General features: G+C 69.9%; 12 protein-coding genes. 4 read left to right on the forward strand and 8 right to left on the reverse strand.

Annotated elements, in window-relative coordinates:
- Complete coding sequence (locus RV986_RS06495) at positions 1 to 2841, reverse strand: sensor histidine kinase (protein ID WP_475916462.1); 2841 nt, start codon at positions 2839 to 2841, stop codon at positions 1 to 3.
- 332 nt (positions 2842 to 3173) lie between these two features.
- Here RV986_RS06495 and RV986_RS06500 point away from each other — a divergent pair, with 332 nt between their 5' ends.
- Positions 3174 to 4133: an ABC transporter substrate-binding protein gene (locus tag RV986_RS06500; protein WP_475924196.1), complete on the forward strand. Its 960-nt coding sequence runs from the start codon at positions 3174 to 3176 to the stop codon at positions 4131 to 4133.
- Positions 4134 to 4208: 75 nt separating this feature from the next.
- On the opposite strand, the gene RV986_RS06505 is transcribed toward RV986_RS06500, so the two are convergent.
- The 4 genes from RV986_RS06505 to lpdA form a co-directional block, all read right to left on the reverse strand.
- Positions 4209 to 5039 carry an alpha/beta fold hydrolase gene (locus RV986_RS06505; protein ID WP_475916463.1) on the reverse strand — a complete coding sequence of 277 codons (831 nt, stop codon included), beginning with the start codon at positions 5037 to 5039 and terminating at the stop codon, positions 4209 to 4211.
- A 200-nt stretch (positions 5040 to 5239) separates the two neighbouring features.
- Positions 5240 to 6034 (reverse strand): alpha/beta fold hydrolase, encoded by a 795-nt coding sequence (locus tag RV986_RS06510; protein ID WP_475916464.1) that lies wholly within the window; start codon positions 6032 to 6034, stop codon positions 5240 to 5242.
- 320 nt (positions 6035 to 6354) lie between these two features.
- Positions 6355 to 7089: a hypothetical protein gene (locus RV986_RS06515; RefSeq protein WP_475916465.1), complete on the reverse strand. Its 735-nt coding sequence runs from the start codon at positions 7087 to 7089 to the stop codon at positions 6355 to 6357.
- 23 nt (positions 7090 to 7112) lie between these two features.
- On the reverse strand, positions 7113 to 8513 hold the full coding sequence (gene lpdA / locus RV986_RS06520; RefSeq protein ID WP_475916466.1) for a dihydrolipoyl dehydrogenase: 1401 nt from the start codon (positions 8511 to 8513) through the stop codon (positions 7113 to 7115).
- Positions 8514 to 8808: 295 nt separating this feature from the next.
- Between lpdA and RV986_RS06525 the strand changes: the two genes are divergently transcribed.
- Entirely contained in the window at positions 8809 to 9717 is a 909-nt protein-coding gene (locus tag RV986_RS06525) for a DUF6424 family protein (RefSeq protein ID WP_475916467.1), read from the forward strand.
- A gap of 501 nt (positions 9718 to 10218) precedes the next feature.
- On the opposite strand, the gene RV986_RS06530 is transcribed toward RV986_RS06525, so the two are convergent.
- The 3 genes from RV986_RS06530 to RV986_RS06540 form a co-directional block, all read right to left on the reverse strand.
- A complete protein-coding gene (locus tag RV986_RS06530) occupies positions 10219 to 11058 on the reverse strand; it encodes a transposase family protein (RefSeq protein ID WP_475916468.1) in 840 nt (279 codons plus the stop codon).
- 52 nt (positions 11059 to 11110) lie between these two features.
- Positions 11111 to 11557 (reverse strand): hypothetical protein, encoded by a 447-nt coding sequence (locus RV986_RS06535; protein ID WP_475924197.1) that lies wholly within the window; start codon positions 11555 to 11557, stop codon positions 11111 to 11113.
- Positions 11558 to 12338: 781 nt separating this feature from the next.
- Positions 12339 to 12830 (reverse strand): phosphatase domain-containing protein, encoded by a 492-nt coding sequence (locus RV986_RS06540; protein WP_475916469.1) that lies wholly within the window; start codon positions 12828 to 12830, stop codon positions 12339 to 12341.
- Positions 12831 to 13076: 246 nt separating this feature from the next.
- Here RV986_RS06540 and RV986_RS06545 point away from each other — a divergent pair, with 246 nt between their 5' ends.
- Together RV986_RS06545 and RV986_RS06550 are read left to right on the forward strand one after the other, a co-directional pair.
- Positions 13077 to 15638, forward strand: coding sequence for a beta-L-arabinofuranosidase domain-containing protein (locus RV986_RS06545; RefSeq protein ID WP_475916470.1), 2562 nt, complete (start codon positions 13077 to 13079; stop codon positions 15636 to 15638).
- Between the two features lie 93 nt (positions 15639 to 15731).
- Positions 15732 to 17141 (forward strand): AbfB domain-containing protein, encoded by a 1410-nt coding sequence (locus RV986_RS06550; protein ID WP_475916471.1) that lies wholly within the window; start codon positions 15732 to 15734, stop codon positions 17139 to 17141.
- Positions 17142 to 17170: the final 29 nt, after the last annotated feature.

Raw genomic sequence — 17170 nt, forward strand, 5'->3', positions numbered from 1 at the left:
TCACTTGCTCATGCCTTCCGGGAATGAGGGTCTGTTGTCCTCTGCGCTGTGTTCGCCAGAGATGTCGGGACGGCCCCCTGAACGGGCCGGCCCGATGCCGGTGTCGCGGCCCTCGGCCGCGCTCTCGCGTTCGGCCCGCAGGACCGCGGCCTCGAACTCGTCGATCTCGCATCGTGCCGCTTCCGCGTCGGCGGCCTGCCAGGCGGGCGGCCGTGAGTTGGTGACGGCCTGTTTCGGCAGCCGGGTCGACGCGGTCGTGGCCTGCAGGGTCGCGCCGCGCACGCGGCGGCGCAACGGACCGGCGCCGCCCCCGTCCGGGCGGGCCGGGGCACTGCCGGGCGCCGACGGGGCCGTGCCGGAGCCCGCGCCGCGTGACGGCTGACCGCTCCCGCTTCCCATGCCGGTGTCCGCGCCGCGCGCAGGCCGGCCGGGACCGCTCTCGACGCCGGTGTCCGCGTCATGCGAGGGACGGCCGGGGCCGCTGTCCAGGCCGGAGCCGGCGGCGGCGCCGCGCGGTCCGACCGGACCGTCGGCCGGGTCCTTGGACGCTCCGTGTCCCGCTGTCTCGCGGGCACCGGCACCGTTGCCCGCCGGTGTCCCCGGGGACGTGGTGCCCGGCGCGCCGCCCGGCCTGGGCCGGGACGCGGCGGGACCGCTGTAGCCCATGCCGCCCTCGCCCGTCGGTTCCTGACGGCCCGTGTGCCCGGGCGACTCCCCGCCCCGGTTGCGGGCCGGGATCCTGCGGGGCAGGGACGAGGGGCCGGGCTCCGGGTCGACCGCCGCGGGGCGCGGCTCGGAGAGGCCGGAGCGGCGCGGCGGCGGCAGGATGTGCGGGGCCCTGGCCGCGGCTCCGGTCGGGTCGGCGAGCAGCAGATGGGACGAGGGCACGGCCACGGTGGCGGTGACGCCGCCGCCCGGGGTACGGGTCAGGACGACTTCGATGCCCCAGCGCCGGGACAGACCGCCGACCACGAAGAGGCCGAGGACCTCCGTCGGGGCCAGGTCGAGCCGTTCGCGGCGGATCAGGCGGGCGTTCTCCTTCTCCAGCCGCTCGACGCTCATCCCGAGACCGTGGTCGATGACCTCGATCAGGGCGCCGCCGCCGGAACCGTGCCGGGGGCGCAGGACGACTTCGACGCTGCTGGACGCCGGGGAGAACGTCACCGCGTTCTCCAGCAGTTCCGCGAGCATCAGGGTGAGGTCGCCGACGATGTCGGGGGCGACGGTGACATCGCCCTCGGCATGCGGGGTGACACGCTGGTAGCCCTCGATCTGGCCGAGCGCGGCACGGACGATGTTGCTCAGCCGCATGGGCCCGGTGCTGAGGCCCGAATCGCGGATACCGGCGAGCAGCATCAGGCTGTCGGCGTTGCGCTGCAGACGTACCGCGATGTGGTCGATGCGGTAGAGCCGGTCCAGGACCTCCGGGTCGGTCTCGCCGCGTTCCACCGAGTCGATCAGCGCGAGTTGCCGTGCCGTCAGGTTGCTGACCCGGTGGCCGACGTTGCCGAACATCTCGGCGATGTTGCGGCGGCTGATCACCTGGCGTTCCAGCAGGGCACTCGCGGTGACCTGAACCTGGTTGAAGGCCTCGGCGAGTTCACCGATCTCGTCGCGGACGGGCACGGGTACGGCTTCGAGGCGCGGCGGGCTCGCGTCGTCGGCGTCGTCGTCCGCGACCCGGGCGAGTTCGGTCTCGGCGGCGGCGGCCACGTGCTGGGCCGCCATGGTGAGGCTTCGCACGGTGCGCACCACGGAACGGCGGACCAGCACGGAGAACAGGATCCAGGCCACGAAGGCGGCGAGGTCGGCGCCCACCAGCCAGACCACCTGCCACCAGGCGTCGCTGGACGCCTTCTGGGTGTCGGTGGCGATCTGGTGGATGAGCGACTCGGTGATCTTCAGCCGGTTCTGCGCCTGGCGCTCGTAGGTGGGATCGGCGCTCAGCGCGTCGTCGAGCGCCGCGCGCAGCTGCGACGAGTTCTCGGCGACCAGACCACTGGGGTCGACCTGGAGCGCGGCGTAGTGCTGGGCGATGACGCTCTGGTACGGGCTGTGTTCGATCGAGGCGAGTTCGGCGCCCTGTTCCTGGCTGGCGAAGCGGGTGAACCGCTCGGCCTGGTAGGTGTACTGCTCGTAGTCGCCGACGGCGCCGGTGTACTCGATGAGCGCGTTGGGGTCCCGGGTGCGGGCGGCGAAGACGCTGGTCTCGAAGGACGCGTGGGCGGTGTCGGCACGCAGCAGGGCGTCGAGCAGATTGCCCGCGGACTCCGAGGACTCGCCGCCGGACTGGCCGAGCCCGAGGCCGTTGATGAGGCCCTCGATGACCGATCCGTACGCGGGGTCGATGTTGTCGGCGGGGATCGGGCCCTGCTCGATGGTCTTGCGGAGGCTGTCGAGACCCTCCAACTCCTTGAGCGCCTGCGCCTCGGCGTCGGGCAGCCGGTCCCCGTAGGCGGACCGTACGGTCTCCGCCTGGGTGGCGACCTTCTGCTGGGCCTGGAGGTAGGCGGAGGTGTTGGGTGCCTTGTCGCCGGGGCGGGCGGCCTCGTAGCGCAGCGAGACGAGGAGCGCCTGCCGGTGCTCGGTCTGGACACTGTCGATCAGCTTGGTGACCTGCGCACTGTCCCGCACGAGCCGGGCGGTGGCGGCGGCGGACCGGGCCGAGTCGACCTCGGCGTAGACGATGTAGGCGATCATCGCCGAGACGACGGCGAGCGGGACAATCACCAGGACGTTGAGTTTCCGGCGGAAAGGCCAACGGTCGAGGAGGGAGGGCGTCCGGCCTATTCGGGGAGCCGTGGTCTGCGGCCCCCGGGCGGCTTTCCTGTGCGCGGGCACCAAACCTCCTTGACTTCTTTTCCCATGGGAAGCCCGCTGCCCGGGCTGCGTGGACTCCGGTCATGTCAGCACGCTCGGGCCGAGCAAGTGGAACCAGGTCCCCCGACTCGGCCAACATTAGCGGCAACCGCAAGAGTACGGCCATGATCAACCGAAAACTGACACGGCAATACGTCTGATTCGCCAGCTTTTCGGTCAGGTTGCACATACACGGTGAAGCCGTATGGTCTCCACCGGTGATCTATTCGTGTCTTGACGGTGCGTTACTGGGCTCGCTTGGATCGTCATCACGCCATGCCTTTCGGCCGCCGACCGCCCATGCACAAGTCTGGATGACCAACGTGACCCACGCCAGAAGCATCACAACGACCGCAACGTATGCTGTATCCCTGCTGGTTGTGGCCACGGCCGCGCTCACGGGCTGCGGTTCCTCCGACGACTCCGACAGCAAGGACCCGTTGAAGGGCGACACCGCCAAGGGCGGGACGGTCGTGGTCGGTTCCAACAACTTCCCCGAGAGCATCCTGCTCGCCGACATCTACGGCGAGGCCCTGAAGGCCAAGGGCATCAAGGTCAGTTACAAACTGAACATCGGCAGTCGTGAGACCACATACGGGCTGATCAAGAACGGTACGATCACGGTCCTGCCCGAGTACAACGGCGCTCTGCTGGCCTACCTGGACGCCAAGGCGGCCCCGACCACGGTCGAGGAGACCGGCAAGGCCATCACGGCCGCGCTCGATGCCAAGTTGTCCCTGCTGGAGCCCTCCCAGGCCCAGGACAAGGACGCGATCGCGCTCAACGCGGAGACCGCGAAGAAGTACAAGCTCACCGCCACGTCGACGATCGCCGACCTCGCCGACGTGGCCAACAAGCTGACCATCGGCGGATCGCCGGAGTTCCAGACGCGCAAGCAGGGGCTGGTGGGCCTCAAATCCGAATACGGCCTCGAATTCAAGTCCTTCAAGGCGCTGGACGCGGGTGGTCCGCTGACCGTGGCGGCGCTCAAGGGCAACAACATCCAGGCCGCAGATATTTTCACGACCGACCCCGGTATCGGCAAGAACAAGTTTGTTGTTCTCCAAGACACCAAGAATCTCTTTGGTTTTGAGAACGTAACGCCGCTGACTTACAAGAGCGGTCTCACCTCCGACGGAGTTTCCGCGCTGAACGCCGTATCGGCGAAGCTCGACACGGACACCCTGGTCAAGCTCAACGCGGACGTTCAGGACAACAACAAGGACCCGCTGGACGTGGCCAAGACGTGGCTGTCGTCCGCCGGCCTGTCCTGACGCACAGGCAACGGCCGGGGCGGACCTCCGCTCCGGCCCGTCACCCGGTCCTCGGGCCGTGGGTGCGCCCGGGGTTCACGGCGTGCCAGGACCGCCAGGGTGTTCGATACGGCCGGCGAAGGCGGCGAGGTCGGCGACGACGCGTTCGGGCTGTTCCCAGTGGACGGCATGGCCCGCGCCCTCGTAGGTGAGCAGGCGCGCTCCGTGGATGGCGTCCAGGATGGTCTGCTGGTCGCTGCGGGGAAGGATGTCGTCCTGGTCGCCCCAGATGACGAGCGTGGGGACCAGGATGCCTGCCAGGGACGCGCGGAGATCGGCTTCGAGCAGTCCGCGCACGGTTTCCTGCCAGACGTACGCGGGAACTTTGAGGCCTTCGTCGATCATGGTCTCCATGAATCCTCTGGCCATCGGCCGGGCCACCATGCCCGCCATGAACGTCTCGACGAACTCGCGCGGGACCGGGTCGCGGAGGCCCGCGACGGTCTCCCGCACGGCCGTCACCGCCGGCTTGTCCGCGAGCGTGCCGGGGACGCCGATCAGTACCAGGCCCAAGACGCGGTCGGGGTGGCTGCCCGCGACCATCCGGGCGTACACTCCGCCGCTGGAGGATCCGACGAGAAGGGTGCGGCCGATGTCGGCGGCGTCCAGGAAAGCCACGAGATCGGCGGCGAAGTCCTCGGGTGCGTAGCCGTCGGGAGGGCGGTCGGCGTCGCCGTGGCCCCGCTGAGTGGGTGCGTAACCGTGCAGGGACGCCGGCAGGCGCCGCAGGAGCGGCTCGAAGGACCACCAGGAGTCGGCGAGCCCGTGCACGAAGACGACCGGTGTGCCACTCGGGTAGCCGGCATCGGCATAGGGAAGGGTGAGTCCTTCCCTCACCGGCGCGGACTTCAGGGAGATCACGGTCACGACGCCCTGCCTCCTTCCGCTCGGCCGCCCGGGTCCGGTGGCCGGGAGCGAGGAGCGAGCGGCGATCACTTCGACAGTACCGACGAGCGGCGGGGCCCGCGCTGCGACGCGAGGTCGGGAGGGCTTCTCTTCCACGGCCCCGCCCTCACCGTCAGCGCGATCCGGCTCGTGCCCGGCCGCGGACGGTCACGCCCGGTCGGTCACGCCCGGTCGGTCACGAACCTGTCGGTCACGAACCGGTCCAGTGCCGAGGTCAGTTCCGCCGGCTTCTCCACGGGGAGTTCGTGGCCTGCGTCCACGATCCGTACCAGCGCGTCCGGATAGCCCTTCGCCATCCGCAGCATCTGGGAGACGGGCAACTGGATGTCGTGGTAGCCGTGGACCAGGAGGGTCGGTGTACGGATCTCGCCGAGCCGGTCGAGGACGTCGAAGGACCGCATGGCGGAGTAGCACGTCATGACGACCTCCCTGGGCGTGTCCGCGGAGGCCCGGATGTACTCGCGGATCTCCTCACGCGGGTAACCGGGGGCGAAGGCCCGCTGGATGTTGGCGGCGACGAACAGCTTGAACGGCACCCGCGTGGACACCGCCATCAGCAGACCCCGCCCCCGGCTGTAGGTCATCCGGCCGATCGAGTTGACCAGGACCATCCGCTCGATCCGCTCGGGATCGCTCAGCGCCAGGGTCTGCGTGATCATCCCGCCCATGGAGTGGCCGACCGGGACGAACCGGTCGACCTTCAGGTGGTCCAGGACGGCCAGGACGTCCCCGGCCAACTCCTCGATGCTCCGCCGCCCCGACCCGTCGCTCTCGCCGTGCCCGCGCAGGTCGAGGCGTACGACCCGCCGGGTGGAGGAGAAGTGCGCCATCTGGTGGTCCCAGCGGTGCCGGTTGGCGGTCCACCCGTGGATGAACACCAGGGGGACGCCTTCACCCTCGCGGGGGCCCTCGTCGTCGTACGTCAGTGTGGCGCCGTCGACTTCGAGCTGCGGCATGGGTGGCCTCCTGTGATGCGGTGCGGTGCGATCTGGCCCGGCCTGGTCCGGACCGGTCCGTCCAGTCCGGTCCGTCCAGTCCGGTCCGTCCGTCCGGTCCGGTCCGGTCCGGTTACTGACGGGTACGGTAACCGGCCGCCCGGGTCGCCGTCACCGTCGTTCGCCGAGGAAATCGAGAATGTGCCCCCGCGGGAAGGGCGTCGACCGCCAGGCGTCCAGGCATGACGACGGTTCTTCTGCCGGTGGGTTCGTCCTGGTCCGGCGTCGAGGAGATCGCTCGGTGCGGCCCGTACTCGCACCGGACCGGCCCGACCGCGGCGTCATTTCAGGATGTTGACGGCCCGGGCGACCACCAGGACCACGGTCACCAGGGAGACCGAGGACTGCAGCATCATCAGCATCTTGGCCCAGCGCGACAGCGGCATCACGTCCGTCGGACGGAAGGCGGTGGAGTTGGTGAACGACAGGTACAGGTAGTCCAGGAACGTCGGCTCCCAGTCCGGCGGCGCGGTCTCCGGGCTCTGCATCTGTACGAAGAGGAAGTCGGCGAACTGGTGATGGCCGCGGGCCCGCGCCAAAGGTCCGCCGCGGTCCCACTCCCAGTACCACAGGGCGAACACGATGACGTTCGTCAGCCAGATGCCGCCGCCGGTCAGCAGCAGCGGCCCGGCGTCCCTTCCCTCGGTGTGGTTCAGCAGGCCCGCCACCAGCCGTACCGCCGCCCAGCCGTTGGCCAGGCTGATCACACCGGTCAGGGCCAGGCCCAGCCAGCGCAGCCACCGGGTCCGGGGCGCGACCCGCCGGGGGTTCGCGGCGATCAGGCCGACCAGCAGCAACAGTTCCAGGACCGGCAGCACCCAGTACGGCTGGAAGGTGAGCCGGTGCGGCAGCACCCACTGGAGGGCGACCGCCACCAGGATCACGGCGGTCACCGCCCAGCGCGGCTCGTCGTGCGTCACCCGCCGCCAGGCGGGTACCACATCGCGCTCGCCGCTCTCCAGGAGCCGCTCGATCCTGGCCAGGCGGCTCTCGGTGTCGTCCCTACCGTCGGTCATGGCGAGGAGCGTCCCGTCCCGACTCACATATTGATCATGTGGCCGGCCAGCCCGTGGATGGCCTCCTTGACCGCCTCGCCGAGCGTCGGGTGGCCGTGCACATTGCGCGCGACCTCATGGACGGTCAGATCCCACTGCTGAGCGAGGGTCAGCTCCGGGAGCAGCTCGGTGACCTCGGGGCCGATCAGGTGGGCGCCGAGCAGCTCGCCGTGCCGGGCGTCGCTGAGGATCTTCACGAAACCCGCGGTGTCGCCCAGACCGTGCGACTTGCCGTTGGCGGTGAACGGGAACTTCGCCACCTTGACGTCGAAGCCCTTCTCGCGGGCCTGCGCCTCGGTCCAGCCGAAGCTGGCGATCTGCGGCTGGCAGTAGGTCGCCCGCGGGATCATCACATAGTCGAGCTCCATGGTCTCCGCGTCGGCGATCGTCTCGGCCGCCACGATCCCCATGGCCTCGGCCGCGTGGGCGAGCATCAGCTTCGCCGTCACGTCCCCGATGGCGTAGATGTGCGGGACGCTCGTACGGCCGCGTCCGTCGATGTCGATGGCCCCGCGGTCGGTGAGTTTCACCCCGGTGTTCTCCAGACCGTAGCCCTGTACGCGCGGCTGGAAGCCGATCGCCTGGAGCACCTTGCCGGCCTGGAGGGTCTGCCGCTGGCCGCCCGTGGTCACCATGACCTTGACGGAGTCGCCGGAGTCGTTGATCGCCTCGACCCGGGTGGAGGTCAGCACATTGATGCCGAGCCGCTTGTAACGGCGGGTCAGCTCCGCGGAGACCTCCTCGTCCTCCAGCGGGACGATGCGGTCGAGGAACTCGACGAGGGTGACCTCGACACCGTAGTTGTGCAGGACGTACGCGAACTCGACGCCGATGGCGCCCGCGCCCGCGATGATGATGCTCTCCGGGAGAGTGTCGGAGAGGATCTGCTCCTCGTAGGTCACCACGCGCTCGCTGAGCGAGGTGCCGGGCAGCAGTTTGGTGGTGGCGCCGGCGGCGATGACGCAGTGCCCGAAGGTGACGGTCTCCGTGCCGCCGTCGGTGAGGGCCACCTGGAGGGTGTGGTCGTCGCTGAAGGTGCCGCGGCCGTTGAACTGGGTGATGTTGTTCTTCTTCATCAGGTAGTGGACGCCCTTGACGCGTCCGTCCGCCACCTTGCGGCTGCGGGTGAAGGCCATGCCGTAGTCGAAGGTCACCTCGCCGTTCACTTGAATGCCGAAGGTCTTGGCCTCCTGGGTGAAGATATGGGCCAGCTCCGCGTTGCGCAGCAGGGCCTTCGACGGAATGCACCCCACGTTGAGGCACACTCCGCCCCAGTACTTCTCCTCGACGACCGCCGTGCTGAGACCGAGCTGGGCGGCCCTGATCGCCGCGACATATCCACCCGGGCCGGCGCCCAGGACCACCACGTCAAAGTGTGCGCTCATGACAGCCAGCCTAGCGCTCCACCCCCTACGTACCGATCTTGCCGATCGGGGACACCGGGAGTTCAGGCCGCGGTCGCGGGACCCGGCGTCCCTGCTCGATCTGCCCGCCGGCCACCGCCGAGGAGTCGAACTTCCCGCCTGTGCGGACGACTTCACGACCCACCCCACGGGTGTTCGGCGTTCCGCCGCGCTGCCGAGTGGCCGTCGGCGGTTCCTGGACGCACGATGGAGACAGGGGCATTCCGGCGCCGTGAACCGGGCGCGAGCCTTCGCCGTCGCTCCGAGGAGGCCAGCCATGGCCGTCGCCGATTCTCCGGTCAGGTCCCGGATACCCGCCACACTCCGGCCGGGCGGTACCGAATCGGAGAGCCATCCGTGGCGGATACGGCTGGTCGATCACCCCCCGCGCTTCGAATCCCCCTTCTTCCGCGCGGCGAAGACGACCGCGCACAAGATCCTCCGTGAGATGAGCGACGAGGACCTTCCCTACGGCCCCCGGCCCACCGGCTCCGAGCACTGGGAGATGCACCACGGAGGCAGTCTCTGGGTCAAGGGGGCGGACGGCTGGCGGATGTACCGCGCCCGGGTGGGCATCGAGTGGAGCATGCAGTTCTGCGCCGAACCGGCGAAGGTCGACCGGCTCCGACGGGAGGCGGCCGAACTCGTCGCCGCCTTCCCGCTCACCCTCAGCGCACTGCGGGACCTGGGATACGAAGAAGCCGAGGACCTCCTGCGCACCCCGATCGAGGATGCCGACGGTGTCGAGGCGTGGACCGACTGCCTGTTCAACGCGTGCGTGCCGATGAGCCGTGGCAACCATCAGGGGATCCTGCCCAAGGTGCCCGGTGAGCACCACTACCCGTGGCCGGTCAAGGGTGCGGACTTCATCCGGTTCGACGACTTCCAGCTCTGGGTGACCCTGCCCGACGGCACCCATGGCGCCGTCGCTCCGGTGGACCGGCGGGGCTCCGGTGACGGCCATGTACGTCTGGCCTACGTACCCGAGGGCAGCCTGGCGGCGGGGACGATGGCACAGGCGCAGGACCTCGGGCTGATGGCGGTCCTGCCGCCGAACAGCTCCGCCGCCCTCCAGGCGTTCGCACAACAGATCGATCCCGATCGCCGCACCGCGTCCGGCCCGCTCACCGCCCACACGGACGGGCACACCGGCACACGCCGACGCGACCGACGGCGCTCCACCTAGACACCGAACGACCACACCGCGCGGCCTCGTCCTCCGCCTTCCACGACACCGCCATCCGCCTCCACGCGACAGCCGCTCAGGGCGGCACCGGCCACACCCCGAGAACGAACCGCCGCGAGCGGCGGCCGCCCGACGGCCACCAGACAGCCGCCAGACAACCAAGAACGCTGTGCCGAGCGCCTTGGGGCTTGGGGCTTGGGGCTTGGGCCTTGGGCCCTGCGTCATGGCCCTTGGGCCACGGGCCAAGGACCGCCGGCCACGGGGCTTGGGGCTGGCGCTTGGGGCTGGGGCTGGGGCTGGGGCTGGGGCTTGGGGCTGGGGCTTGGAGCTGGGGCTTGGAGCTGGGGCTTGGGGCTTGGGGCTTGGGCTTGGGGCTTGGGGCTTGGGCCGAGGTCCACTGAGAGGTGTGCAAGCTGAAGTTGCTGGTCACGGGGCTGGTGTGCGTGGGCATCGGGATGCTCGTGCTGGTCGCCGGCAGGTGACTTTGGTGAAGATCGTCGGTCATCGGGCGACTTCGCGGTTCGTGAGGACCAGCAGGGCCCGGACCAGGGCGGTCGCCCAGGAGGGGTCGGTGCGTACCTTGCCGAGGATGCGCCAGTTCTTGAGGTGGGCGAAGCCGTGCTCGACGGGTGCCCGGACGGCCGCCAGTGCCGTGTTGGACAGCTTCTGGCCTCGGGTCAGGGGCCGGTTCCGGGCGGCCTTGTAGCCGGTGATCACCGCCGGGTCGGCGTCGGGGCCGCCGTCGTCGAGGCCGACGAATCCCAGGTCGGCGATGGCGCCGAGCCCGGCTTCCCGCAGTTTCTGGGTGAGCTTGTCGTGCCGGCAGGCGGTGATCTCCGAGGTGCGCCCGGGGCGGGCCGCCGAGATCCACAGCAGTCGGCCCCGGTCGTCAGTGAGGGCGATCACGAGCAGGCCGTGGCATTTGTTCTTGCCGGAGTAGTTCTTCCGGTTTTCCTTCCCGGTTCTGCGCCGGGTGCGGATCACCGATCCGTCCAGCAGTACGATGCCGCCGCCCATTCGGGTGATCTTCTTCAGGGCCCGGTCCAGGCGTGGGGCGCGGGCGGCGAGCAGGCCGACGACCTCCCTCACCCATCGGGTCACGGTGGTGCGGTGTACTCCGTTGCCGCCGGCCAGGTCGCCGGGCCGCTGGTCACAGCGCAGCACTGCCAGCACGATGGTGGCGATCTTCCCGGCGGGCAGGACGCGCCACCGCGAGCCGATCTTCTTGAGGTGGCCGCGTATCAGGTCGGCGAGATGGTTCAGGGTGGCGCTCGACAGCGGCAGGCGGGCGGTGTAGACAAGGCCGTCAGGGCCCTCGACGGAACTGTTGTTTTTCGTCACACAAACTCAACTGCCGTTGGGGGCCCGTCAGTTACGGGCGCACCGCGCGTGACTACGGGCGTGCCGTGAACCGGCCGTCGCCCCGCTTGTGCAGCCAGCCGCGGTCGGCGAGCTTGGTCATCTTCGCCCGCAAAGGTTCCAGCTTGCCGCGCACCGAGGCGTCCAGGCCCAGCCGCTCGCCGACCGCCCTGACCTGCACCGGGCCGTCGGCCTCCCGCACGATCGACAGGATCTTGCGGTAGTCGCCGGGCAGCGCGCCCTCGTCGGCCGCGTCGCTGCGGTGCGGGATGAGCAGGACTGCCCGCCCGGCCACCTTCGCCGATACCGGAGCGACAGCCTCGGCATCGGCCTGGACCTGCTCGGCCAGGCGGTTCAACACCCGCTCCGCGATCGCCAGTTCGTCCCGCTCGACCTGGACCTCCTGAAGCTGCTTGGCCAACTCCTCGGCGAGGGCGTCCAGTTCGCTCCGGCGGGCGGTGATCCACTGCCGCTCCTGCATCCCCGCGCCCTCCCGCGTTCTCACGGTGTGCCGACCTGCTGACGGATCGTAGGCGGGGGCCTGTCGTGGGCGCAGCCGAACCCGGCATCCCGCCGGAGCCGGACCTGCCCGACGATCTACGCCATGGTCATCGGCCGCCGACCGGCACGAGTACCCAACTCGCCATTCACACCAGACCCGTGACCTGCGACTTCACGATGCACACCACTCACTGGTCACTCGCCACGGGCCACGGACTTGGGCCAAGGGCCTTGCGTCATGCACTTTGAGCCTTGCGTCATGCGCCATGGGCCCGCGCCTTGCGCCTTGCGCCTGCACCCCATGTGCCCTGCCCTCTGCGCCTGGCGCCGAGCACCATGGGCCCTGCTCACTGAGTCTGCGCCTTGCGCCCCGTCCCGGCCCCTTGGGCCGTGCGCCTTGTGTCTGCGCCCGCCTTGCGCCGAACGCCATGGGGTCCTGCCCCATGCACCTGTGCCTTGCGCCTAGCACCATGGGCCCTGCTCCATGGGCCCTGCGCCTGCACCTGGGCCTTGCGCCTGCGCCCTGCCCTTGCGCCCTGCGTCACCGACCTTGTGCCCCGGCCTGCGCCTTGGGTCCTGTGCCCTGCCCCAGGAACCACGGACCCTCGGCGACCCGTACCGGCCACCGGCCAACGGCCCCCCACTCACCACCCGTTCAACGCCACGGCCACCTCACCAACCCGGCCGGTACGCCAGGCCGTCGCCCCCCCGGCTCCCCTCCCCGATTCGCCGGCTTCCCCTCGGCTCCCCCCTCGCGGAACCTAAGTCCGCCCCTCCCGTTCCTGCGCGTCCTTCAGGGCCGCGGACGCGGTCGCCCAGCGGGCCCGGACGACCTTGAACCCGGCGCGCTCCGCCTCCTCGCAGACGAGTTCGTCGTCGTCCACGAGGACTTGGACCTCGCGATCGCGGGCGAGCCGGCGCAGGGTCTCCAGCTTGGTGCGGCGAGCGGGCCTGCGGTCGTCGTCGCGCCGCATCCAGACGCGCCCCTCCGGCAACCCCTGGGCGGCCAGCCACGCGAGGGTGTCCCGGCGGCAGCGCTCGGGGCGCCCGGTCAGATAGACCACCTCGCACTCCTCCGCGCTCTTGCGGGCGAGCGCGACACCCCGCGCGAGCGGCGGATCCTGCGGCGCGGCCGCGAAGAACGCGTCCCAGTCCCGCGGCTTGCGCTCCAGGAACCGCTGCCGGTGCCCGCTGTCCGCGAGCGTGCCGTCGAGGTCGAACACGGCGAGCGGTCTGCTGTTCTTCTCCGTCACGCGGTCCACCCTAAACACGGCCTCGGACACCCGGCACGCCACGGAAGCCGCCCACCCCCGTAAACCCATGGGCCCCTTGGCCCAACTTCGTTCACCACAAGCACTATTCACATCGCCCAGCAAGCCCTTACCGTGATGCCGCGCACCGCACATTGCACAGCATGTCGCACACCATTCGGTATTTCGAACGAGAGCAGGGTGGCGGAGGGACACCACCGCCCGGTTCTTCGACATGCGGAGGTCCTCGTGAACCCCCCACTCGACAGACGTCACTTCCTCGCCGTCACCGGCACGTCCGCGGCCGCCGCCGCCCTGGCCACGGCGGACGGCGGCACGGCCAGGGCCGCGACCGGCACCGGCATCGGCACCGGCACCGGCACCGGCACCGGCACCCCGGACGCCAACACGCCCGTAGAGCCGTTCCCCCTCGGCTCGGTGACTCTCCTGGACAGTGCCTTCCGGGCCAACCAGCGGCGCAACTCCGCCTATCTGCGCTTCGTCGACATCGACCGGCTGCTCCACACCTTCCGTTCCAACGTCGGCCTGCCCAGCACCGCCCAGCCCTGCGGAGGCTGGGAGGGACCGACCGTCGAGCTGCGCGGCCACTCCACCGGCCATCTGCTCTCGGGGCTCGCCCTGGCCTACGCCAACACCGGTGAGCGGGCCCTGCGCGACAAGGGAAACCGGCTCGTCGCCGCGCTCGCCGAGTGCCAGGCGGCCTCCCCCGCCGCGGGCTTCGGCGCGGGCTATCTGTCCGCGTTCCCGGAGAGCTTCTTCGACCGCCTGGAAGCCGGGACCGGCGTGTGGGCGCCGTACTACACGATCCACAAGATCATGGCCGGCCTCGTCCACCAGCACCGGCTGACCGGCGGCGCCCAGGCCCTGGATGTCGTCGTCCGTCAGGCCGAGTGGGTCGACCGGCGCACCGCGCGACTGTCGTACGAGCAGATGCAGCGGGTGCTGGAGACGGAGTTCGGCGGTATGAACGACGTGCTCGCCGATCTGCACGCGCTCACCGGCGACGCCAAGTGGCTGGACGTCGCCGAACGCTTCACGCACGCCCGGGTCTTCGATCCGCTGGCCAGGAACGAGGACAGGCTCGCGGGGCTGCACGCCAACACCCAGATCCCCAAGATGGTCGGCGCCCTGCGGCTGTGGGAGGAAGGGCTGCCCGACCGCTATCGCGCGATCGCCGAGAACTTCTGGCAGATCGTCACCGACCACCACACATATGTCATCGGCGGCAACAGCAACGGCGAGGGATTTCACGAACCGGACGTCATCGCGGGTCAGTTGTCCAACAACACCTGCGAGAACTGCAACAGCTACAACATGCTGAAGCTGACCCGGCTGCTGCACTTCCACGCACCCCGGCGCACCGACCTGCTCGACTACTACGAGCGGACCCTGTTCAACCAGATGCTCGGTGAACAGGACCCCGACTCCGCGCACGGCTTCAACATCTACTACACGGGCCTGGGCCCCGGCGCCTTCAAGCAGCAGCCGTCCTTCATGGGCACCGACCCGGACGCCTACTCCACCGACTACGACAACTTCTCCTGCGACCACGGCACGGGCATGGAGACGCAGGCCAAGTTCGCCGACACCGTCTACACGCACGACCAACACCGGCTGCTGGTCAACCTGTTCCTGCCGTCCCAGGTCGACTGGCGGGAAAAGCAGATCACTTGGCGGCAGACCACCTCCTTCCCCGACCAGTCGTCCACCGTGCTGACCGTCACCGCCGGACGGGCCGCGCACCAGCTCCTCGTCCGCATCCCGTCCTGGGCCGCGGACGCCCGCGCGAAGCTCAACGGCCGCGTCCTGCCGGACCGGCCGGAGCCCGGCAGCCGGCTCACCCTCGACCGGGAGTGGCGCGCCGGGGACCGGGTCGAGGTGTCGCTGCCGATGCGCACGGTCGTCGAACCCACGCCCGACGACCCCGACGTACAGGCGGTGCTGCACGGCCCGGTAGTACTGGCCGGGGCGTACGGGGACCGCGCGACCGCGTGGCTGCCGCGCCTGGACACCGGCTCCGTACGGCAGGAGTCCCAGGACCCGCTGCGCTTCACCGCCCGCGCCGACGGCGAGGCCGTGTCACTGCTGCCGATCTCCCGGGTGCACCACCAGCACTACTCCGTGTACTGGCAGACCGGCGAACCGCCGCCACCGCCACCGGAGTTCGCCGCTTGGCACCGCTTCGACGAGACCTCCGGGAGCACGGCCGCCGACGCCACCGGGAACGGCAAGGCGGCCCAGCTGGTCGGCGGTGCCGCCTGGACGACGGCCGGCCTCAGCGGCGGCGCGGTGGCGCTCGACGGCGTGGACGGGTACGTACGCCTGGCCGACGACCTCCTCGCGGGCGCCGCCGCCTACACGCTGGCCACCTGGGTGCGGCTGGACGGCCAACCCGGCGTGTGGAGCCGGGTGTTCGACCTCGGCACCGGCGTCACGGCCAATATGTTCCTGACCCCGCTGAGCGGCGACGGCACCCTCCGTTACGCCATCACCGCCGGGGGCGCGGGTGCCGAACAGCGCATCGACGCCGCGCCGTTGCCCGCCGACCGCTGGGTGCACGTGACGGTGGCCCACGGGAGCGGGACCGCCGTCCTGTACGTGGACGGTCAGGAGGCCGGGCGCAACGCCCACGTCACGGTGGATCCGCGCTACTTCGGCAACCACATCCGTGCCGGGTACCTCGGCAGGTCGCAGTACGCCGACCCCTACTTGAGGGGCTCGGTCGACGACTTCCGTGTGTACGGCAAGACCCTCACGGCCGAGGAAGTCGCCGCACTGGCCCAGGCCTAGGCGACGGCATCTCGACGTGTGCGCAGGGCGGGTGGGGACGCGGAGCCGCCGCGTTCCCACCCGGATCGACAGAAACAAGGAGAGCCGCAGACAATGATCACCCCCGACCGGAACGCGTCCTCGACGCCGCTCGACCCGTCCCGCCGCAGTCTGCTGCGCGCGATGGTCGCGATTCCCGCAACCACACTCGTGCTGGGCGAACTGCCCGGCCTGCTCGGCTCGGCCGCCGCGGCGGCCCCCGCGCACGGCTCGGCCACCCGCTACACCATCGTGCCGTTCCTCAACAGCGACGACGGCACCGTGAACGTCTACCAGTCCGACGACGCGACCGACTTCCGGCTCGTCAAGTCCTCCGCCTACACCCCGCCCAGCAACCGCATCCGCGACGCCGGCGTGTTCAAGCACACCGACGGCTACTACTACATCACCTACACCACGCACACCTGGCAGGACGTCAGCACCACCATCGGCTTCGCCCGCAGCTCCGACCGGGCCAACTGGACCTTCCTGTACGACTACACGGTCCCGATCACCAATCTGTCCCGGGCATGGGCGCCCGAGTGGTTCGTCGACAGCGACGGCAGCGTGAACATCGTCGTGTCCTGCTCGACCACCGACAACGAGTGGATCTTCACGCCGTATGTGATGAAGGCGTCCAACTCCGCTCTCACGGCGTGGAGTTCGCCCGTCGCCCTGTCGGGCATCGGCACCAACCACATCGACACGTTCATCGTGAAGATCGGCTCCACCTACCACGCGTTCCCGAAGAACGAGACGACGAAGTACATCGAGTACGCCACCGCCTCCAGCCTGGCCGGGCCGTACACCATCACCCGGACCGGCGACTGGGCGGGCTGGGGCGGCACGCGTGAGGGCCCCTCGGTGATCCAGCTCGACAACGGCGCCTGGCGGATCTTCTTCGACGGCTACGGCGACGGCAGTTACTACTACAGCGACAGCTACGACACCTTCGCGACCTGGACCGCCCCGAAGAAGCTGCCCGGCATCTCCGGAACGGCCCGGCACTTCACCGTGATCAAGGAGACGGTGTCCGGCGGCGTCAACCTGGCCACCAACGTCACCCGTTCCTTCCGGTCGGGCAACTACTCGACCCGCTACTGGCAGGAGCAGTCCGCCCTGCTCAACCTGCCCGTGGTGAGCAGCTCCAGCACCACCGCGGAGAAGCAGGCGTCCACCTTCACCGTGGTGCCGGGTCTCGCCGACGCGAACGGCTACTCGTTCCGGGACGCGGCCGGCAACTACCTGCGGCACTGGGACTTCCGGGCCCGTTTCGACGCCACCGACGGTACGTCGACGTTCGCCAAGGACGCCACGTTCGTCCTCCGCACCGGCACGCCCGACGGCGCCGTCCGCTTCGAGTCGTACAACTACCCGGGCTACTACCTGCGCCACTACACCTACCAGCTCCGCGTGGACGTGTCGGACGGCACCGACCTCTTCCGCCAGGACAGCTCCTTCGCACCCGTGACGGCCTGGGCATGAGCGCCGCAGCCGCAGCCGCAGCCGCAACC

Source organism: Streptomyces sp. RLA012 (genome assembly GCF_056270325.1).